The following is a 19,526-nucleotide window of genomic DNA, read 5'->3' as shown; positions in this document are numbered from 1 at the left end:
ATGTCAAAAAATAATTCATTTAAAAAAAATGTTTTAATTATTATGATAGGGTTAACTATTGCGCAAGCAATACCAGTTATTATAAGCCCTATCCTAACAAGGCTATACTCTCCGGAGGATTTTGGAGCTTTTGCTCTTTATATGGCGGCAGCATCTATAATGGTGGTTGCTGTAACAGGAAAGTATGAGGTTGCTATAGTGCTTCCTAAAAAAGATAGTGATGCTGTTAATTTGCTAGCACTCTCAATTATAATATCTTTTTTTGTTAGCCTTATATCTCTTGTGATTATTTTTGTCTTTAATACTAAGATTATAAGTTTATTAGGAAATACCAAAATATCTCACTGGCTTTATGTTCTACCTATCACTATTCTATTTGCAGGTATTTATCAAAGTTTTAATTATTGGTTAAATAGAAAAAAAGAGTATAAAAGAATTGCTACAAGTGCGATAGTGCAAAGTACAACAACAGCTACAGCTAATCTAGGTATGGGTTTTGGACATGTCGGAAGTGATGGATTAATATTAGGTGGAGTTTTTGGGCAGGGAGTCACTATTGCCGTTCTAGCAAAAATGATCTTGGGAGTGGACAAGAATAAAATAAAATATATTAGAAAACGAAAAATAATTTCAATGGTAAAAAAGTATAGTAAACAACCTAAATATGTTTTACCAACATCTTTACTTGATATGGTTTCTATGAAAATACCAATATTTGCTATTTCATCACTATATCATAGTTTGATAATGGTTGGATATTATATGTTGGTTGAGAGAATGTTATCTATTCCTATGGGAATTATTGGTGGTGCTATAGGACAGAATTTTTATCAAGAATTTTCTAATAGGATTAATAACAATAATAAAAAGTCAGCAAAAATACTTTTATTAAAAGTATGGATGTTTTTATTTGCTATAGGTATTTTTCCAACGATTTTATTGTTTATCTATGGTCCCGAGTTATTTTCTTTTCTTTTTGGAGAAAGTTGGAAAGAAGCTGGTGATATAGCTAGTATATTAGCATGGATGTATCTTTTTATCTTTATTTCCTCTCCAACAAGTAGAGCATATTTAGTTTTAGGACTTCAAAATATAGGGCTTTATTTTGGAATAATAAGTTTAGTTTATAGAGGATTTATTTTTTATATTTCAGATAATATTATGCAAGCTTTATATTTATTTGTGTTAGCAGAAATAGTTCAAATTATATGTTATAACTTAATTCTATGGAGAAAGTTATGAGAGTATTTTGTGGAAAGAAATGATAAATATATTTTTAATCCCATCTTGGTATCCTGATAAAAACAATACTTTATCAGGATCTTTTATAAAAGAACAAGCTATGATGATTGCTGAAGAGCATGAGAATAAGGTAAATTATTTTGTAAGTATAGCAAGTTTATATACACTATCTCCTAAAGCTATTATTCAATCCATCAAAAATCTTAAAAACTATAAAAATGATGAATGTAAGATTAATAAGTTGCTTAGTAATTATATAGAGTATTATTCAAAGTCTTTGAGTTGGAGCAATATAGTTTTAAATGGTAATTTAGATAATCAAATACAAAATCATAGAAAAAGGCTAAAAAATTTACTTAATGAAGGTATAAAAATTGATATATTGCACGCTCATGTGAGCTATCCAGCTGGTTATATAGCATATATATTATCAAAAGATTTCGATATCCCCTTTATTATTACTGAACACATGAGCCCTTTTCCTTTTAATGCTTATATCAAAAATAAGCAAATTTTAAATCAGATAAAGCAATCAATGGAAAATTCAGCAAGAGTTATAGCTGTGAGTAATAGTCTGAAAAAAGATATAGCGAAACTTAATATGAAAAAAGAAATAGTAGTTATAAGTAATTTTATTAATGAAAATAATTATGTAGAAGAAAAAGCTAAGATAAATAAAAAAATATTTACTTTCCTTAGTGTCGGCAGTATGACAAGTCAAAAAGGTATAGATATTTTGTTACGAGCTATTAAAGATATACCAAATCTTCAAGAAATAAAATTTAGAATTGTTGGAGATGGAAATCAAAAAGAAGAGTATATTAAGCTATCACAAGATTATAATATTTTTGATAAAGTTGAATTTGTAGGTAAGCTTGATAGAAAAAATATTATAGAAGAGTTTAATAACTGTGATGCATTTGTATTACCTAGTCGACATGAAAGTTTTGGGATAGTATATATAGAAGCACTAGCTTTTGGAAAACCTATAATTGCTACTAAGTGTGGAGGTCCAGAAGATATAGTAAATGATATAAATGGAAAGCTTGTAGATATAGGCGATGTTAAACAACTAGTAGAAGCAATGTTAGATATTATTGGAAATATTAATTTTTATGATCCAGACGCTATAAGAGAAGACTTTTTAAATAGATTTTCTAAAAAATTAAATACAAAAAAATATGTTGATTTATATAGACAAGTTTTAGAAGAAAATGTATAAAATAGCGAGCGGGAAGAACTTATGAAAAACTACATATTTGATTTAGATAATACACTTTATCCATATGATAATGGCCTTTTCGATATGCAACTTCAAAGAATGTCTGATTTCATAAAACTTAAGCTAGATGTTTTAGATGATGAAAAAGCAAATGCTATAAGAGATGAGCTTTATTATGAGTGTGGTTCAACCATGCTTGGTCTTATGAGATATCATAATATAGAATATAAAGAGTTCTTACATTTTATTGATAACATTGAAATAAATCACTTTAGGCCAAATAAAGAATTAAACGGAATATTATTAGATCTTAAAGAAAAGAATAAAAACCTATATATTTTTACTAATGCATCAGACTTTCATGCTGATAGGCTTTTAAAGCAATTTGATTTACATCAATTTTTTCATGGCATTTTAACACTTGAAAAAACTGGACTTGTGCCAAAACCAAAGCAAAAATATTATGAAATAGGTCAGCAAAAATTTGGTATAAATTTTGAAGATAGCATCTTTTTTGAAGACTCTTCTCATAATCTAGTTACAGCAAAATATTTAGGCATGACTACAGTACTTGTGCATGCGGATGATGATAAATCAGCTACTAACTTTTATGATAATGAAGAGATTGATTATTATGTTAGAGATGTAGAATCTTTCTTTGATGGTGATTATATAGCTACCAGGAAATGACTTTTATATTTTTATCAAGCTCTTTATCAAGCCATGATTTGATTTTTTCTATATCTTCAAAAGTTTGTAAACCTGATTTTGCATCAGGATATTGTATAACTTGACTTGAGTTTATCAATGCATATTGTATGGCTTCAGGAATTTTTTTATTTTTGTATATATTTGCACAAAAAGTTGAGCTAAATGCATCTCCAGCACCTAATGTATTTACTACATTTTCAGTATAAATAGCTTCTGAATGATAGAGGCATTCTTTAGTTGCAGCATAAACACCTTTTTCTCCATCAGTCACTACAATAATTCTAGGTCCTAGATTAAGACATAGTTTAAAGAAACTTTTTAATCTAAAAGTAGCATCTTGAAAGACTGCTGTACTAGTTTCTATTAAATTTTCATTTGTATTGTCATCTCTGACTTCTATAACATCAGAATTAGCCGTAGAGAGTAAAGACATCATAAGTTTTTTTGCTTCTTGGTAATTTAACACAAGAGTATCTATGCCAAACATAGAATCTTTAATGAAACTTTCTCCAACATCTAACTGGCTAGATCCAGGATTTATAGCGACTTTTACATTGCTTTCTGAAGCAATTTTAACTATTTCTGGAAGCCTAGCTGCAGAGGCTTTACTTAATGAGGTTATATATATAAAGTCACTGCTTTTAATAGCATCATAAGGAAGATCATCTTTTAGAATATCTCTATTAGCTCCACGATATGCAAAAATAGTTCTATCTCCTCCTAATGAGGGTATTACATATGATGTTGCTGTTCCATAAGTATCAGAATATCTAACATTTGAAGTATCTATTCCTAGATCCAATAGTTCTTTTATTATTTTTTCTCCAGCTATATCTTTGCCAACTTTTCCAAAGAAGCTAACATCTAAGCCTTGTTTTTTAAAGCTAACAGCTGTGTTTGTAGCACCACCACCAGAAAAAGAATTATGTTCTTTAACTTCTATTTTAGCCCCTTCTTCTAAAAGCATAAATGATTGGTTACTATCTTTTCTTTGCATATTCATGGTAAGCATTTCTTCATATTCAATAATAGTATCTAAAGTAGCACCACCGATAACGAGGGTTTTTATGTTTTTATCCATAGGTAAATTAAACATTTATAAAATATCAAACAATTAAGCGAATTATAGCATTTATATAAGAGTATAATAAGTTACTTTATATACTTATTTAGAGTAATTTATATAGAATTATTAATGATAAATTAGTATTATTTTATATGGCTTAAAATTTAAAGTTTAGTGTATTTTATTTTTATTAAAGGAGATTTAATTAATGCCTTCTAAAGTAGATTCTAAAGAAGAAAGAGGTTATATAATCCCTATTGGGGGTAGAGAAGATAAGTTAGCAAGTCCTACAGTATTAAAAAGATTTATAGATTTAGCAGGTGGAGAAGATGCAAAAATAGCAGTCATTCCTACAGCTTCTAAACTTCCAGACACTGGTGATGAATATGTCAAAATATTTAATTCAATGGGTGTAAGAGATGTTTATAATCTAAAAATCGAAACTAGGCTAGATGCAACGGTAAATGAAGAGTATTTAAATACGCTGAGTGAATGTACAGGTGTATTTATGACAGGAGGTAATCAATTGTTACTTTCTACAACTCTAGGTGGAACTCCTATCGCTCAAATGATTAGAAGATTAAGCGCTAGAGGTGTTCATGTTGCTGGAACTTCTGCAGGAGCAGCATTTATGTCTGGCTTTATGATTGCTAGTGGTCAACCAGGTCTTATGCCTAGATGTAATATGGTTAGTTTAGCACCTGGATTAGGATTAACTAATAAATTATTAGTTGATCAACACTTTTCTCAGAGAGATAGATTGGGTAGGTTACTAACAGCATTGTCTTATAATCCTTATATGGTTGGTATTGGGATAGATGAGGATACTGGGGCATTTTTAAATCCAGCAGGTGTTGTTGAAGTAGTTGGTAGTGGTATGATAACAATAGTAGATTTTTCTCATCTTAAGCATTCGTCTATGCATAATGCTAGAGATGATGATCCTATTAGTTTAGTTGATATCAGAATGCACTTACTTCTTGAAGGTCAAAAATATAACTTAAATACTCATCTTGTAGAATTTTAATCATTTCTTTTTCTCTTTTTAGATAGTTAATATATAATTTTTGTAAATAAATTTTTACTTAGTGTAATTATTATGCAAAAAATTATTATTCATGGTGGCTGTGGTGCAAGAGAAGATAAAAATACAAGTTTTTCAGATTATCATGAGCATTTATTGTCTATTATCAAAAAATCACATGAGTATTTAGTGCAAATAGATAATGCTAGAGAGGTGGCTATATTTGCAGCTAAGTTATTAGAGGATGATGATATCTTTAATGCTGGAACAGGATCTAGAGTTCAGCAAGATGGACAAATAAGAATGTCAGCATCTATTATGGATAGTGTTAAAAAGAAATTTGCAGGAGTTATAAATATTCAGAATATCAAAAATCCTATTGAAGTAGCTAATAAATTGGCAGAGCAGCATAATAGTGTTTTAGCGGGTCAACAGGCTACAGATTTTGCTTATAATATTATGGGTTTAGAGGTTTATAATCCAATGACAGAAAAACGTTGGAAGGAGTATTTAAGCCTGAAAAAAGGATATTCAGGAACTATAGGTGTAGTAGTTCTTGATTCTAAAGGTAATATTTGCGCAATAACCTCAACAGGTGGTGCAGGTTTTGAGTATCCTGGAAGAGTTGGAGATAGTCCAACAGTAGCTGGGAACTTCGTTAATGATATTATGGGAATATCTTGTACTGGTATAGGTGAGCATATTGTTAATGAAGGTGTTGCTGTAAAAGTAGCAACAAGAATTAAAGATGGATTGAGTCTTGAAGAAGCTGTGGATAAGTCTATAAATGAAAGTGATGAATTAGGGTATTATGTTGGATTAATAGCTCTAGATAAAAAGGGTAATATCTACTCGGGATCAACTAAAGTTGCACAGACGCTATATGCTTATGCAGATGGCAACAAAATTAGAACTTTTTACGAAGAAAAAATGTAAAAAACATGTTGACTTAGAATAGTCTATATAGTTTAATATACGTCATTGGCCAGATAGCTCAGTCGGTAGAGCAGAGGACTGAAAATCCTCGTGTCGGCAGTTCGATTCTGCCTCTGGCCACCACTAATTAAAATATTGTCGGAGCATAGCGCAGTTTGGTAGCGCATCTGGTTTGGGACCAGAGGGTCGGGGGTTCAAATCCCTCTGCTCCGACCATTTTTGTGCGTCCGTAGCTCATCTGGATAGAGCATCGGCCTTCTAAGCCGAGGGTAGCAGGTTCGAATCCTGCCGGACGTGCCATTACATAGTAAGAGATGTAATGGTGGTTGTAGCTCAGTTGGTAGAGCCCCGGATTGTGATTCCGGTTGTCGTGGGTTCAAGTCCCATCAATCACCCCACAATATTGCGGACGTGGCGAAATTGGTAGACGCACTGGATTTAGGTTCCAGCGGGCAACCGTGGGAGTTCGAGTCTCCCCGTCCGCACCATTCAAATTTAAAATTAAGCCAAACTCTAAATAATCATTGTAAAGACTATAAATACTTATTAAAGTATCAATATGTATATTATATTTATTTTAGAATGATCAAATTCTCAAAAAAACATGTATTCTTTGCCGCTACTAGTACTATAGTAGAGTGGTATGACTTTATGCTCTTTGCATATTTGACTCCAATTATTGCACATAATTTTTTTCCACATGTAGATAAGTATGCTGGAATTTTGATGACTTTTGGGGTTTTTGCTGCCGGTTTTTTTATGGGTCCCATAGGAAGTATGGTTATGGGGAGTGTGGGGGACCGTTTAGGTAGGAAAAGAGCATTAGTAATATCTTTACTGATGATGATTTTCCCTATGTTGGTGATTGCTTTTCTGCCAACATATAACAGTATAGGTATTTTAGCCCCTTTAATATTGATATTGATGAGACTTTTTCAAGGATTCTCAATAGGTGGATCTTATGGTGGTGTAATGGTTCTTATGATTGAATCAGCAAAATCTAATCGTAGGGGCTTTATTGCAAGTTTTGCAACTATGTCATCTGGAACTGGCGTCTTTTTTGCATCTCTAGTGGTGATGATTCTATCTGGGATATTAGGAAGCACTGCTTTAGATATTTGGGGTTGGAGAGTAGGGTATTTAGTTGGTTTGATTTTAGCAATAATTGCATTAATAATGAGACTGATCATACCAGAAAGTCACTCTTTCGAAAAGCTTAAAGAAGCTGGTGAAATTGCATTAACTCCAGTTCGCTCAATGTTTAAAGAGCAGAGAAAACCTTTGTTTTTTGCTATAGCTTTATCAGCATATGGTAATATCGCATATTATTTAATTTTGTCGTATCTAGAAACACACTTTATTGATCTTGGTTATTCTGAATTTTTTTCGTTAGCTATAATTACAGTTTTTAGTTTATTATTTTCATTCTCTGCACCATTATGGGGTTTAATGAGTGATTTCTTTGGTCGTAAGATATTAGTTAAAATTTCAATAGTGTTATACATAATATTTTCATATCCCGCATTTATTATGATGACTATGGGACCTGTTTACCTTATGCTTTCTACGGCTATATTAAGCATTCCACTTATGCTAATTTGGGGTTCATATGGTGCAGCAGCCCCAGAGTTATTTCAAGCTAGATATCGCTATAGTGGTAATGCTTTGAGCTATAATATAGGAAATTCTTTTTTTGGTGGGACAGTACCTTTCGTTGCGACTTTATTATTAGTTGTTGTCGGTAGTGCATCAGCTCCTGCTTGGTTATTGATCATTTCATCAATAATAATGATTCCAATAGTTTACTATATGCCGGAAACAAGATTTAAAGAAGTGTAGTGAATATACATTTTATCTGTTACTTTATATAAATCTTTTATAGTGATATAATCTTAGCCGATATCTTATTGTCAATATAAGGATGTAGTTTTGGACTTTTTATTAGTTGCTGGCGTTTTTGTGGCTTTAGCTGTGTATTTAATAATAGAAAATATTTTTCACAATAAAAGTATAAAAAGTGTTCCTATAAGAATTCATGTTAATGGAACTAGAGGGAAATCAAGTGTAGCTAGACTAATAGCTGCAGGTGTTAGAGCTGGTGGTTATAGAACTGTTGCTAAAACAACAGGAACATTAGCAAGATACATAGATGTGGATGGTTCTGAAACACCAGTTTTTAGAATAGGTTATAGTAATATTGCAGAGCAGATAAAAATACTTTTTAAAGCAAGAAAAGCAAAAGCGGATGCTATTATTATTGAATGTATGGCTTTACAACCTCTTTTACAATCTCTTTGTGAAAGAAAGTTAGTGAGAGCTACTCATGGAGTTTTGACAAATGCGCGTCCAGACCATTTAGATGTTATGGGTCCTGCTGAAAGAGATGTTGCGAAAGCCTTAGCTGGGACAGTTCCTGTTGGGACAAAATATTTCACTGCTGAAGATGTTCATTTAGATTTTTTTAAGTATGCATGTAAGGATAGAGGTACAGAGCTTATAGTCGCTACTCCAGAAGATGCTGAAAAAATAACAGACGAAGAAATTAATAAGTTTGTTTATTCAGAATTTAAAATTAATGTAGCTTTGGCTTTAAAAGTGACAGATGATCTTGGAATTCCAAGAGATGTTGCTTTAAAAGGCATGTGGGAAGCAACTCCAGATCCAGGGGCTATGACAGAGTATAATTTTGATATCCAAGGTAAAGAGATTAATTTTGCAAATGCTTTTGCAGCAAATGATCCTGTATCTACAAAAATGCTTTGGGATAAACTTTGTAGCAAATATGAGGCCTGTGATAAAAAAGTTCTTGTTGTTAACTGTAGAGATGATAGGGAAGACAGATCTAAACAAATGGCAGAAGCAGCTTTAGAATGGCAAACTCAAGATCTTATTGTGCTTATTGGTACAGGAACAGAGGTCTTTACTTCTTTTTATAAAAAATATGCAAAAGTACTTAGTAAGCCTATGGCAAAAGTAGTTATTTGTGAAGAAATGACACCAATAGAGATTTTAAATAAAACTATAGTGGCTAATTCTGGCGATTCATATATCTTGGTTGGTGTTGGGAATATTAAAGATATAGGTATGCAATTAGTTGATTTTTGTGATAATGAACATAAAAAGAAGCATAATTTAGAAGTTTAATTTGTTTAAGGAGTAATTGTTTATGGATCCGTTAACTCTCTCGATAGGAATTGGTCTTGTCGTTGGTTTAATATTTGTTTCATTTCTAGGGCTTTCTACCGGAGGTATGGTTGTACCTGGTTATTTTGCTTTAGAAATGGGTGCTCCTGATAGAGTTATAATAACTATAATAATTTCAATAATTATTTTTGGTATTATACGCTTTATGTCTAAATTTATGATTATCTATGGAAGAAGAAGGATAGCATTAACAGTTTTGCTTTCTTTTATTATAGGTTATTTGTCAAATATCTTTGTTGCTCCATATATTGGTGCAAGCTACTTCTCTAGTGATTTACAAGTTATTGGATATATCATACCAGGATTAATTACCTTATCTATAGATAGACAAGGGCTTATAGAGACAATAGGTTCTCTATTGATAGCATCTGTAATAATCCGTTTATTGTTAATTGTATTAATAGGTCCACAAATAGTAGGGATATAAAATGAAAAATATGTATTGGCATAGAAAATTTTTGTCACGTTACATTATAGTTTTCTTATGTGTATTTATGATAGTTTCTTTATATATAGTTGAAGGAAACCTTGTTGTAGAAAATAAAGGAATGACACAAAAACTAGAAGCTGCAAATATTGCTTTTAATGCTTTTAAAACTACGCAAAGAGAATTTTTGTCGAAAGGTTACTATTGTAGTAAGGTTGGCGATGTTTCTTGTACTGGTTTGATTGGTGAATCTATGACGGAAATTACAACTGACTCAGGAGATCTTTATGCTAAAAGGTCATCAGTAAATCCTAATATAGCAGCTTTATTTGTTAGTTGGTTAACGCAGTTAGATTTAAAAGAAGGTGATGTAGTGGCTGTTCAAGAAACTGGCTCATATCCAGCTTTAGATATAGGAATGCTATCTGCTATCAAAGCCTTAAAACTTAAGCCCATTATTATTTTTTCAGCTGGGGCTTCTCAGTTTGGCGCAAATAGACCAGATTTCACATGGCCAGATATTTATAAGAATTTGGTTAAAAATGGAGTTTTTGATTATCCTATTTTAGGCATTACTTTAGGAGGTTCAAGAGATACTGGTTATGGAATGTCACCAGCAGCTATATTGAAATTAAATGATGCTGTTAAAAGAAATGGTTATAAATTGATAAATGTTCCTTATAAAGATTCAACTAATACATCAATAAAAACAAGAATGGAACTTTATAAAAAAGCTGCTGGAGAAGATAAAATAGAAGCTTATATTAACGTTGGTGGGAATATGGCTTCTATTGGTCTTAAACAAATAGATACTGATGATAAGGCTACGAAAGAGAGCGATGATAAAAAAGAAAATAAAAAATTTGTACGTATTCCTAGCTTTCCACCAGGGATAACAAAGAAACTACCTCCTGAATATAAAAATATAAACTCAGTAGCAGTTAACTATTTAAAAGAAGGCATTCCAGTTGTTAATATTAGAGATATCAACTCCTCTATTGTTGAGAAGTATGGAGTTGCCTACAACCCTAACACAATGGTGCCTCCTGGACAGGGTGCTATATTTGCACAAAAAAAATATAATACAACATTGGCTGCTATACTACTAATTATAGATATTATATTAATAACTGTAGTAGCAATTCTTTCAAGAAGATATCTTATTTCCTATAAAACTAAATAATTGCTTTGATCTTTAAATCTAATTATTATATTTATATAAGTTTATATAATAGGTTCTTATGTTTAGCTTTTATCATTTAAATAAATTAATTTGTGAATACTTATCTGAATCTGACAGATTAAAGATTGCTGAAGCATATATCTTTGGCGCAGATGCTCATGAAACGCAAGTTAGAAGCTCCGGAGAACCATATTTTACACACCCTGTTGCTGTGGCATGTATCTTAGCAGACATGATGTTAGATGCAGATACAATAATTGCAGCACTACTACACGATGTTATAGAAGATACAGAATATACTTTTATAGATATAAAAAATAAATTTGGGATTAAAGTTGCAGAATTAGTGGAAGGGGTTACGAAACTTACTCAAATTAGGCATAAAAATAGAGCAGAGCAACAAGCTGAAAATTTCAGAAAAATGTTATTGTCTGTTACAAAAGATGTTAGAGTGATTTTTATAAAGCTTGCTGATAGGCTTCATAATATGAGGACATTAGCTCCATTAAAGCCAGAAAAGAAAAGAAGAATATCAAAAGAGACTTTAGAAGTTTTTGCACCTATAGCTCATAGACTAGGTATCAATACATTAAAAGAACAATTAGAAACTTTAGCATTTGAAGGAATGTATCCGTACCGTTATAGGATCCTAGAAGAAAGAGTTAGACAAGTAGAAAAAAATAAAGAAAAAGTATTCTATGAAGTAAAAGAAACTTTAAGTAAAAGGCTTGGTACATTAATTACAGATAAGAGTATAAAAGGTAGAAAAAAGACCCTTTATAGTATTTATAATAAAATGAAGAAAAAAGGAATGCCTTTTTCTGAAATAATGGATATGTATGCTTATAAAGTAATAGTTCCTAGAAGAATAGATTGTTATGTTGCTTTAGGTAAAGTTCATGAAGCTTATAAACCTGTTCCACAAAAGTTTAAAGACTATATAGCTACACCAAAAGTAAATGGATATAAATCTTTACATACAGTAGTTTTAGGTCCATATAATATTCCAATGGAAATACAAATTAAGACTCAAAGAATGGATGAGTCTGCAGAATTTGGAGTAGCAGCTCATTGGAGCTATAAGTCAGATGAGAAGAGTGATAAGTCTCTTAAAAAATGGCTTAAGAGAATTTCTGATATACAAGTGTATACAGCTAGTTCTGTAGAGTTTTTAGAAAATGTAAAAAAAGATCTGTTTGATAATGATGTGTTTGTATTTACTCCAAATGGAGAAATTATAGAATTACCAGCAGGTTCTACATGTGTTGATTTTGCATACTACATTCATACAGCTGTAGGGAATAGATGTCTAGGGGCAAAAGTTAATAGAAAAAATGTTCCTTTAAACTATAGGCTTAAACAAGGAGATAGCGTTGAAATTATTACATCACCCGTAGCTGATCCAAATCCGGCATGGCTGAATTTTGTAGTTACAGGCAGAGCAAAAGCTTCTATAAGATCATATATAAAAGAACAAAGTACGAATGAAAACTATATTAGAGGTAAAGAGATTATCTCTAATGAATTAGCTAAATTTGATATAAATATAGAAGAAATTCCATCTGAAGTGGTTGATGGTGCTTTATATAATTATGAAAGTATAGAAACAATAAACAGATTTTATTTGGATATAGGTCTCGGATTAGTTGAGAAAGATAACTTTATAGACTTTATTGTTAAACATATATCAGATTCTATAAAAGAAGAAGAATTTGATGAAACTGTGATAAGAATTAGATATGGTGATGATCTTAGGATAGCAAACTGTTGTTTACCTATTCCAAACGATGATGTAAAAGCGGTTATAGTTTCAGGAGAAGGTACTAAAGTTCACAGATCAAGTTGTAATATTGCTTATAGAGATTTAGCTAAAGAAGGCTCTAAAGAGACTTTTGCTAAATGGGTTTCTCATGATGGTGATGAGGCTAGTTTCAGAGCTAGGATGATTATTACAATAAACAATATATCAGGTGCAATAGCAAAAATCACAACTGCTTTTGCAAGAGAGGGTGTTGATATTAGAAGCTTCAGCGTTTTAAGTATGAGTAATTCGGTTGCTGTTTTAGAGGCTGTAATAATTGTTAAAGATACAAAAGAATTCTATTTACTATCTAGGGCTATTAGGAAATTAGATATTTGTCTAAATGCTGAAAGAGGTTTAAATAAAGATTAAATATTTGTTCTACAGTTAAATGCATGAGATATCGTTTGCTGATCTAGATACTCAAGTTCTCCTCCAAAAGGAACACCAAAACCAATTCTGGTAATTTTAATATCCTTATTTCGAATCATTTCAGATATAAAGTGTGCAGTAGTTTCACCTTCTACGGTTGGGCTTATAGCAAGTATTATTTCTTCAACCTTTCTGGATGTTATGATTTTCTCTAGAAGGTCTAGCTTAAGCTCTTTGGGACCAATTCCATCTAGGGGGGAAAGCCTTCCGTTTAATACGAAATATTTTCCTTTAAAAATATTTGCTTCTTCAATAGCAATTAAATCAAGCATATTCTCGATAATACATAATTTAGAGCTATCTCTTCTGTCATTTAGGCAAATATCACAAATATCTGATTCAGTTAATATTTGGCAAATGCTACATTTTTGAATATGATTAACGGCTTCTAATAATGAATTAGCAATTTGAATAGCTGTATCTGGAGATTTATCTAAAAGATGTAAAGCTAATCTTTGAGAGGTCTTTTTTCCAATACTAGGAAGTTTTCTTAAAGAATCTATTACTGCAATTATTTTAGGTGAAAGTATATTGTTTTGCATAGTTAAGACGAGTTAGAATGGAAACTTCATGCCTGATGGTATATCTATGCCAGCTTCCTGAGCCATCTTGTTTAAATCTGTTCCAGAACTCTCTTCTACTTTTCTTACGGCACTATTAACAGCAGCAGCAATTAAATCTTCTAACATCTCTTTATCTTCAGACATTAGGCTATCATCTATACTAACACTTTTAACATCATACTTACCTGTCATAATAATTTTTACAAGACCAGCGCCAGCTTCGCCGACAACTTCCATTTTATTTTTTTCTTCTTGAGCTTTTTTCATTTGCTCTTGCATTTTTTGTGCTTGTTGCATTAATTTGGACATATCGAAATTCATTGTTCTCTCCATCTAATAATTATTTTAAAGTCTGTGCTACTATAGTTAATATTTGTGCAGTACTATCTTTTATCAAGGTATTTCTCGCATTTTCTGACATATTAGCAAGTTTTTCTTTATTTGAAGCGAGTTCTAAGAGTATATTTGATAATTCTTCAATACTAGCTTCTTCTTGTCGCAAGCAAAATCCACCATTATTTTCTACCATTGTATGAGCATTAAAATACTGATGATCATCAACAGCTGATGGAAATGGTATAAAAATAGCAGGTAAACCTGATATGGCTACTTCTGATACTGTAAGTGCTCCAGCTCTACAAATAACAATATTAGCCCATTCATATGCTTCAGCCATATTTTCTATAAAAGGAGCTAGATCCTTAATATTTTCATTAGGAGTAGAAGAATAATGTTCTTTTGTATCTTCAAATAATAACTTTCCTGTTTGGTGCCATACTGTTATATTAATACCTCTATCCTTTAAAGTTTCTATTAAAGAGGGTATTTTCTCATTTATAGCCTTAGCTCCTTGACTGCCACCTAAAACTAGTAAGTTTAAGGATTTTTTATGGCTAAAATCTCTATTGATACCATTAAGCCTTACAATTTCTGATCTAACAGGGTTACCTACGATTGAAAATTTCTTTAACTGCTTTTCTTTAAAATAGTTATTTAAATTATCAATGGGAAAAGCCAAGCAAACTTTTTCTGCAAATTTAGCTAAAACTCTATTAGTTAAACCTATTTTAGCATTTTGCTCATGAATTATTACAGGGATTCCTATAAGCTTAGCAGCTATACATGTGGGTCCAGAAACATATCCACCAAAACCGATAACTAAATTAGCTTTTGTTTTTTTAAGAATAATAGTAGCAGCTAAGACACTTGCTGTTAATGTAAATGGTAAAGCAGCTTTTTTTGAAAGACCTTTACCACGAATACCAGAACTTTTAATATATTGAATATTAAATTTTCCAGAAACTATTTTTTCTTCCATACTATTTTTGGTACCAACCCAAGTTATATTGGCGCCATTTTCTTTTAGTGCATGAGCTACAGCTAATGCAGGGAAAATATGGCCGCCAGTACCGCCGGCTGTAATAATGATATTTTTATTTTTTAGCTTAGATAAATCTGTTTTATATTCCATATAGTCATTATAAATAGATAGATTTGTTGAGATTAAGTTTAAAATATTTTTATGTTATTATCTATAGCAGTAAAAAGCTTTAAATAGAAAGGGCTATAAAGTCCTAGTGGAGATATGAGATGGCTGAAATAAAGCAGGATTATTTATATACAGAAACAAATGAGTGGATTAGAGTAGATGGCGATATTGCTACTATTGGTATAGATGATTATTCTCAAAATGAATTTGGTGAGATTGTTTATGTTGATTTACCAAAGATTGGTCAAAAATGTAAAAAAGATGATGATGTGTGTGTGATTGAGTCAGTGAAAACAGCTTCTGATATTTGTTCTCCATTATCTGGTGAAGTGGTTAAAGTTAATGAAACTCTTGTTGATAAACCGAAGCTTATTAATGAGTCGTGTTATGACAAGGGATGGTTATATCAATTAAAACTTTCAAATTCTGAAGAGTTGAAAAATCTTATTTCATCAGAGAAATATATTGAGTATGTGAGTTAATTTAATTATATATCATCAAAAAAACCATATAGCTAAGTTAGTAATTTACATGGTTATATATATGAAAAGAGTATTTCTGCTGATTGTCAGCTTATGTTTTTCAAGCGCATTATATGCTGGAGAAAATAAGGAATATGTGAATTTCTGCAAAGTATATACACCTAAAAATGTAGCATACTATGAGACTCATACAAAAATCACAAAAGAATTCTGTTTATATTATTTTAAATTGTGTAATAAAGAGTTTGAACCATTGTATGAGAAATCTTGTAAGCTTGATATGAATAGTTATCAACCTTTATATAACACTAATAAAACTATAGCTATGATGCATGTTTTATATAATGATAATTTTGATAGATCTTAATATGAAAATTTAATGCTTAAGTAAATAATTGTTTTTTAATATAGCTAGGCTATACTGTTTTTTGCAGTAATATATTTATTTGAAATATGTGTTGGAGGTTTATTATGTCTGCAGAGGAATTTCTATCAGAAAAGTTACAAAAATTCTCTTTATTAGATATTGCTCTAGTTAAATGGGTTTATTTATTTGTTGGTCTATTAACCTGTACACTTTATACACCACTATTGAATGTTAGTTGGATCTTTTTCTTACTTATGGCATTGATTGCTCAATTTCCTTTACTTATACATTTTTTTGCTTCAGAGGGGAGCTATATAGAAAAAGCAAGACATTATTTGGCAACTAATAAACCGTCATATCAAGTATTATTATTCTTTTCTACATTTTTCTTTGGATGTATGATTACTGTTCTAGTACCGGTTTTAATAACTGTACCATGGTATGCTTATGTAATAATAATAGTAGTTTTAGCTATTAAACCAATGACATCAAATATGTTTTGGTAATCTTAGAACAAATTTATTGAAAATTTATTTAGCTATTTTTTGATTCAGAATTAGCCCATCTTGAAATGAATAATAGCCGACTTCTTTATCTGATATACTGGATTTAATACTTATTTTATTAATTTTTTTATCACTAGTATAATAATAGGCTAGTATAGTGTTAAGAGTCTCTTCTCTAACCTGAGGGCTTGCAGGAGATCCTTCTAATAATTTAGGTGTTACATATACGATTACTTGATTGTTCTCTGTAGAAATTTTATAAACATAACGATTATCTATCAAAGTTTGTATAAACTCTTTACGCTCTTTTTGTAATTGAGCTATTTGTTCTGGTGATAATGATGGAGCTAAGCTTTCTGATGCATATGATGAACCGATACTAGATAAAATAGCTAGAGCAAGAGTTAGTTTTATAGGGTTAAATTTGGCAAACATATTATTTATATACATATATAATCTATTGTCTAAAATAAATTATAAATGCGATTAAGAAAAGAAAAAACTTTAATTAAATCAAGAAAATCCAAAATAAATAAATGTTATACTTATGGGTATATCAAAAGCTATAAGGAATTTTTATCATGTCAGGTTTACCAAATTGTCCAAAATGTAATTCAGAATATACTTATGAAGATGGCCAATTATTTATTTGTCCAGAGTGTTCATATGAGTGGAATGCTGTAGGGGAATCAAATAGCTCAGATGATGAAAAGATCGTAAAAGATGCTAATGGTAATCTTTTACAAGATGGTGATAGTGTGACTGTTATTAAAGACTTAAAAGTTAAGGGGTCATCTCTGGTAGTAAAAGTAGGTACAAAAGTTAAGAACATTCGTTTAGTTGATGGAGATCATGATATTGATTGTAAAATCGATGGTATTGGAGCAATGAAATTAAAGTCGCAGTTTGTTAAGAAATTATAAGTATTAGTTAAAAAATATTTTTTCTATACCTCTATCTCTTACTAATAGTCCATTAATGAATATGATTACAAACTTTCTAAAAGGCTATCCTAAAATATCTATAGAATTTTATCTTGCTAACTCTCTCAGCAAAATAATTGATAGTAATTATGATAAGATTCTTAGTGTTGCTGACTATTATGAGCCTCAAGTGATTAAAATACCTTTTTTCCTTAGCGCGCAAACTATTTACATCTGCTGAAGATATTGAAACTGCAAAAAATTCTTTAAGTCAAATATCTTTTTATAATTTATATATTCTAAATAGTATTAGAAGTAGTGTTTTTGTTATAAGAAAGAGAAAGATAGGTCTTAGAATAATAAATTATTCATTTTCATGTGAAGAGAAAGCTATTTTTGAATTTTGTAATGAAGTTTTGAGCAACATTATCATCCAGAAAAGAGGTTATGAAATTGCTAAACAAATAAAGGGCATTGAAGGGTATAAAACCTGTGCTGCATCTGAGTGTTATCAAGAGATTTTGTTAAAAACATTTTTAATAAAAATTATTATATGTCTTATGTTATAACATCAATGATTTTAATATAATCTATATTTTATTGTAAAGTTTTTAAATAAGTGAAAATCATTAAACAATTCCCCACTTCTATAAATGCTATACTTCTTGGCGCCTTAAGTATTAGAACTATATATTATATGCTTTGGCCATTCTTTGCTGTTGTATTTGATAGAGATTTTGGATTATCTATTATTACAACTGGAGCATTAATAGCATCTGGTGTTCTAGTATCAATTATTTGTAGTATCTACGCAGGTATTATTTCAGACAGAGTAGGTAGAAAATTAATATTAATTACAACATTAAGTATTCTATTGACTAGCACATTTTTTTTAATTTTTATCCAAAACTTTTTATTTTATTTAATCCTTTTATATAGCGTAGCTTTAGGTAAAGGTGTAATAGATACTATTTTTAAGGCAATTATTTCTGATGCGATACAAGATGTTGAGGTAAGAAAGCATGCATTTTACTTTTTATATTATGCTATAAATATAGGCGGAGCTATCGGCCCATTTTTAGGTGTTAGTTTTGCATTAGTCTATCCAAGTAGTACTTTTATTGCTATTTCATTAACGCTTCTAGTTTTATTAATCTCTTTTGTTTTTGTATTTGAAAACAAATTATCATCTATATCTGAAAAGAAGTATTCATTTTTTGAATCCTTATATATAGTTAGAAAAGACAAACCATTTATCTTATTAATAATATCTTTTTTATTAATAATGCTTGTTTTTGATCAGTTTGATTCAACTCTTGTTCAGTTCTTCTCAAGACAAAATAGTTCCGAACTAATATCACTTGTCGGTGCTTTAATGGTTATAAATTGTGTGACAGTTTTAATATTCCAATTTCCTCTTTTAAAGTTAATATCAAGCTTCTCAGATAAAGTAAAAGTCTATTTGGGAATTTCATTATTTGCTATAGCTCAGATAATTTTTGCGAGCACACCTGTATTTTTATTTTTAGGTTGGATATTGGCTACAATAATTTTAACATTAGGTGAGATTATTTTATTTTCTATAATTAATCTTCAGATAGATAAAATGGCTCCAAACAATTTAAAAGGAGCATATTTTGGTGCTGCTAATTTATACAGTTTAGGGTTATTCCTAGCACCTCTTACAGGAGGTATATTATTAGAAATCTTTGGAAGAACTTCATTATTTTTAATAATGGGAGGAATTTGTTTAATAATATTTATAACCTATAAAAAAGCTTTAATTGCAACAAGTAAAGATCTTAACTGCTATAAAAAATAATAAGACTAAAGCTGTCAAAAAAAAGAGATGAGAAAAGTCAGTTAATATTGACTATCTTTATGTTGATGCAACTAACCTAAATGAGGAGATTCAATTCTAGATAAAGTTGTTATCTTTGGTCAAGGA

At 30.4% G+C, this 19,526-nt stretch carries 20 protein-coding genes and 5 tRNA genes; 20 read left to right on the top strand and 5 right to left on the bottom strand.

Annotation, left to right across the window (positions count from 1 at the left end; genetic code table 11):
* The 3 genes from DNK87_RS02300 to DNK87_RS02290 are packed head-to-tail and all read left to right on the top strand — an operon-like array spanning position 1 to position 3,154.
* Complete coding sequence (locus DNK87_RS02300; protein ID WP_119330397.1) at positions 1-1,242, top strand: lipopolysaccharide biosynthesis protein; 1,242 nt, start codon at positions 1-3, stop codon at positions 1,240-1,242.
* A 19-nt stretch (positions 1,243-1,261) separates the two neighbouring features.
* Positions 1,262-2,464, top strand: coding sequence for a glycosyltransferase (locus tag DNK87_RS02295; protein WP_119330398.1), 1,203 nt, complete (start codon positions 1,262-1,264; stop codon positions 2,462-2,464).
* 21 nt (positions 2,465-2,485) lie between these two features.
* The gene (locus tag DNK87_RS02290; RefSeq protein WP_119330399.1) at positions 2,486-3,154 is read left to right on the top strand and encodes an HAD-IA family hydrolase; all 669 of its coding nucleotides are present in this window, start codon (positions 2,486-2,488) and stop codon (positions 3,152-3,154) included.
* Here the strand turns inward: DNK87_RS02290 and DNK87_RS02285 are convergent.
* Complete coding sequence (locus DNK87_RS02285; RefSeq protein WP_119330835.1) at positions 3,141-4,256, bottom strand: carbohydrate kinase family protein; 1,116 nt, start codon at positions 4,254-4,256, stop codon at positions 3,141-3,143. The two genes, DNK87_RS02290 and DNK87_RS02285, sit on opposite strands and share 14 nt — an antisense overlap.
* A 193-nt stretch (positions 4,257-4,449) precedes the next feature.
* Here DNK87_RS02285 and DNK87_RS02280 point away from each other — a divergent pair, with 193 nt between their 5' ends.
* The 12 genes from DNK87_RS02280 to DNK87_RS02225 all read left to right on the top strand — a co-directional run bounded on the left by DNK87_RS02280 (position 4,450) and on the right by DNK87_RS02225 (position 13,188).
* Positions 4,450-5,268: a cyanophycinase gene (locus tag DNK87_RS02280; RefSeq protein ID WP_119330400.1), complete on the top strand. Its 819-nt coding sequence runs from the start codon at positions 4,450-4,452 to the stop codon at positions 5,266-5,268.
* 72 nt (positions 5,269-5,340) lie between these two features.
* Positions 5,341-6,201, top strand: a complete 861-nt coding sequence (locus DNK87_RS02275) for an isoaspartyl peptidase/L-asparaginase (RefSeq protein WP_119330401.1) — start codon at positions 5,341-5,343, stop codon at positions 6,199-6,201.
* Positions 6,202-6,248: 47 nt separating this feature from the next.
* Positions 6,249-6,324, top strand: a tRNA-Phe gene (locus DNK87_RS02270).
* A 16-nt stretch (positions 6,325-6,340) separates the two neighbouring features.
* Positions 6,341-6,417, top strand: a tRNA-Pro gene (locus tag DNK87_RS02265).
* A gap of 7 nt (positions 6,418-6,424) precedes the next feature.
* A tRNA-Arg gene (locus DNK87_RS02260) sits at positions 6,425-6,501 on the top strand.
* A gap of 22 nt (positions 6,502-6,523) precedes the next feature.
* Positions 6,524-6,599, top strand: a tRNA-His gene (locus DNK87_RS02255).
* Positions 6,600-6,606: 7 nt separating this feature from the next.
* Positions 6,607-6,689, top strand: a tRNA-Leu gene (locus tag DNK87_RS02250).
* A gap of 94 nt (positions 6,690-6,783) precedes the next feature.
* Positions 6,784-8,040, top strand: a complete 1,257-nt coding sequence (locus DNK87_RS02245; protein ID WP_119330402.1) for an MFS transporter — start codon at positions 6,784-6,786, stop codon at positions 8,038-8,040.
* A gap of 90 nt (positions 8,041-8,130) precedes the next feature.
* Positions 8,131-9,345, top strand: coding sequence for a poly-gamma-glutamate synthase PgsB (gene pgsB, locus DNK87_RS02240; RefSeq protein WP_119330403.1), 1,215 nt, complete (start codon positions 8,131-8,133; stop codon positions 9,343-9,345).
* A gap of 22 nt (positions 9,346-9,367) precedes the next feature.
* On the top strand, positions 9,368-9,832 hold the full coding sequence (gene pgsC / locus DNK87_RS02235; RefSeq protein ID WP_119330404.1) for a poly-gamma-glutamate biosynthesis protein PgsC: 465 nt from the start codon (positions 9,368-9,370) through the stop codon (positions 9,830-9,832).
* A 1-nt stretch (position 9,833) separates the two neighbouring features.
* Positions 9,834-11,015 carry a poly-gamma-glutamate system protein gene (pgsW, locus tag DNK87_RS02230; protein WP_119330405.1) on the top strand — a complete coding sequence of 394 codons (1,182 nt, stop codon included), beginning with the start codon at positions 9,834-9,836 and terminating at the stop codon, positions 11,013-11,015.
* Between the two features lie 58 nt (positions 11,016-11,073).
* A complete protein-coding gene (locus tag DNK87_RS02225) occupies positions 11,074-13,188 on the top strand; it encodes a RelA/SpoT family protein (RefSeq protein WP_119330406.1) in 2,115 nt (704 codons plus the stop codon).
* Here the strand turns inward: DNK87_RS02225 and recR are convergent.
* From recR to murG, 3 genes are read right to left on the bottom strand one after another with little or no spacing between them, the layout of a single operon-like run.
* Positions 13,185-13,790 carry a recombination mediator RecR gene (recR, locus tag DNK87_RS02220; protein ID WP_119330407.1) on the bottom strand — a complete coding sequence of 202 codons (606 nt, stop codon included), beginning with the start codon at positions 13,788-13,790 and terminating at the stop codon, positions 13,185-13,187. The two genes, DNK87_RS02225 and recR, sit on opposite strands and share 4 nt — an antisense overlap.
* 12 nt (positions 13,791-13,802) lie before the next feature.
* A complete protein-coding gene (locus tag DNK87_RS02215) occupies positions 13,803-14,132 on the bottom strand; it encodes a YbaB/EbfC family nucleoid-associated protein (protein ID WP_119330408.1) in 330 nt (109 codons plus the stop codon).
* A gap of 19 nt (positions 14,133-14,151) precedes the next feature.
* Entirely contained in the window at positions 14,152-15,282 is a 1,131-nt protein-coding gene (gene murG, locus DNK87_RS02210; RefSeq protein WP_119330409.1) for an undecaprenyldiphospho-muramoylpentapeptide beta-N-acetylglucosaminyltransferase, read from the bottom strand.
* A gap of 119 nt (positions 15,283-15,401) precedes the next feature.
* Here murG and gcvH point away from each other — a divergent pair, with 119 nt between their 5' ends.
* From gcvH to DNK87_RS02195, 3 genes are all read left to right on the top strand, one after another.
* Positions 15,402-15,782, top strand: coding sequence for a glycine cleavage system protein GcvH (gcvH, locus tag DNK87_RS02205; protein WP_119330410.1), 381 nt, complete (start codon positions 15,402-15,404; stop codon positions 15,780-15,782).
* A 61-nt stretch (positions 15,783-15,843) separates the two neighbouring features.
* Positions 15,844-16,149 carry a hypothetical protein gene (locus DNK87_RS02200; protein ID WP_119330836.1) on the top strand — a complete coding sequence of 102 codons (306 nt, stop codon included), beginning with the start codon at positions 15,844-15,846 and terminating at the stop codon, positions 16,147-16,149.
* 104 nt (positions 16,150-16,253) lie between these two features.
* A complete protein-coding gene (locus DNK87_RS02195; protein ID WP_119330411.1) occupies positions 16,254-16,655 on the top strand; it encodes a hypothetical protein in 402 nt (133 codons plus the stop codon).
* 24 nt (positions 16,656-16,679) lie between these two features.
* Here DNK87_RS02195 and DNK87_RS02190 read toward each other — a convergent pair whose 3' ends face one another.
* Positions 16,680-17,105 (bottom strand): hypothetical protein, encoded by a 426-nt coding sequence (locus DNK87_RS02190; RefSeq protein ID WP_119330412.1) that lies wholly within the window; start codon positions 17,103-17,105, stop codon positions 16,680-16,682.
* Between the two features lie 131 nt (positions 17,106-17,236).
* Between DNK87_RS02190 and DNK87_RS02185 the strand changes: the two genes are divergently transcribed.
* Together DNK87_RS02185 and DNK87_RS02180 are read left to right on the top strand one after the other, a co-directional pair.
* The gene (locus DNK87_RS02185) at positions 17,237-17,578 is read left to right on the top strand and encodes a zinc ribbon domain-containing protein YjdM (protein WP_119330413.1); all 342 of its coding nucleotides are present in this window, start codon (positions 17,237-17,239) and stop codon (positions 17,576-17,578) included.
* 619 nt (positions 17,579-18,197) lie between these two features.
* The gene (locus DNK87_RS02180) at positions 18,198-19,400 is read left to right on the top strand and encodes an MFS transporter (RefSeq protein ID WP_119330415.1); all 1,203 of its coding nucleotides are present in this window, start codon (positions 18,198-18,200) and stop codon (positions 19,398-19,400) included.
* Positions 19,401-19,526 lie beyond the last annotated feature (126 nt).

Origin of the sequence: Pseudofrancisella aestuarii (assembly GCF_003574475.2) — a bacterium.
GTDB classification, from domain to species: Bacteria; Pseudomonadota; Gammaproteobacteria; order Francisellales; family Francisellaceae; genus Francisella; species Francisella aestuarii.
Note: the sequence above shows the minus strand (reverse complement) of the source record. Positions and strands in the feature narration are given on the sequence as shown.

What these genes read in the sequence shown, in the direction of transcription:
- DNK87_RS02275 (WP_119330401.1), top strand. Translation starts at nt 5,341, where the DNA reads ATGCAAAAAATTATTATTCATGGTGGCTGTGGTGCAAGAGAAGATAAA.
- DNK87_RS02215 (WP_119330408.1), bottom strand. Translation starts at nt 14,132, where the DNA reads ATGAATTTCGATATGTCCAAATTAATGCAACAAGCACAAAAAATGCAA.
- DNK87_RS02285 (WP_119330835.1), bottom strand. Translation starts at nt 4,256, where the DNA reads ATGGATAAAAACATAAAAACCCTCGTTATCGGTGGTGCTACTTTAGAT.
- murG (WP_119330409.1), bottom strand. Translation starts at nt 15,282, where the DNA reads ATGGAATATAAAACAGATTTATCTAAGCTAAAAAATAAAAATATCATT.
- DNK87_RS02185 (WP_119330413.1), top strand. Translation starts at nt 17,237, where the DNA reads ATGTCAGGTTTACCAAATTGTCCAAAATGTAATTCAGAATATACTTAT.
- DNK87_RS02295 (WP_119330398.1), top strand. Translation starts at nt 1,262, where the DNA reads ATGATAAATATATTTTTAATCCCATCTTGGTATCCTGATAAAAACAAT.
- DNK87_RS02280 (WP_119330400.1), top strand. Translation starts at nt 4,450, where the DNA reads ATGCCTTCTAAAGTAGATTCTAAAGAAGAAAGAGGTTATATAATCCCT.
- DNK87_RS02290 (WP_119330399.1), top strand. Translation starts at nt 2,486, where the DNA reads ATGAAAAACTACATATTTGATTTAGATAATACACTTTATCCATATGAT.
- pgsW (WP_119330405.1), top strand. Translation starts at nt 9,834, where the DNA reads ATGAAAAATATGTATTGGCATAGAAAATTTTTGTCACGTTACATTATA.
- DNK87_RS02190 (WP_119330412.1), bottom strand. Translation starts at nt 17,105, where the DNA reads ATGTATATAAATAATATGTTTGCCAAATTTAACCCTATAAAACTAACT.
- DNK87_RS02225 (WP_119330406.1), top strand. Translation starts at nt 11,074, where the DNA reads ATGTTTAGCTTTTATCATTTAAATAAATTAATTTGTGAATACTTATCT.
- DNK87_RS02245 (WP_119330402.1), top strand. Translation starts at nt 6,784, where the DNA reads ATGATCAAATTCTCAAAAAAACATGTATTCTTTGCCGCTACTAGTACT.
- DNK87_RS02195 (WP_119330411.1), top strand. Translation starts at nt 16,254, where the DNA reads ATGTCTGCAGAGGAATTTCTATCAGAAAAGTTACAAAAATTCTCTTTA.
- DNK87_RS02200 (WP_119330836.1), top strand. Translation starts at nt 15,844, where the DNA reads ATGAAAAGAGTATTTCTGCTGATTGTCAGCTTATGTTTTTCAAGCGCA.
- recR (WP_119330407.1), bottom strand. Translation starts at nt 13,790, where the DNA reads ATGCAAAACAATATACTTTCACCTAAAATAATTGCAGTAATAGATTCT.
- DNK87_RS02300 (WP_119330397.1), top strand. Translation starts at nt 1, where the DNA reads ATGTCAAAAAATAATTCATTTAAAAAAAATGTTTTAATTATTATGATA.
- gcvH (WP_119330410.1), top strand. Translation starts at nt 15,402, where the DNA reads ATGGCTGAAATAAAGCAGGATTATTTATATACAGAAACAAATGAGTGG.
- pgsC (WP_119330404.1), top strand. Translation starts at nt 9,368, where the DNA reads ATGGATCCGTTAACTCTCTCGATAGGAATTGGTCTTGTCGTTGGTTTA.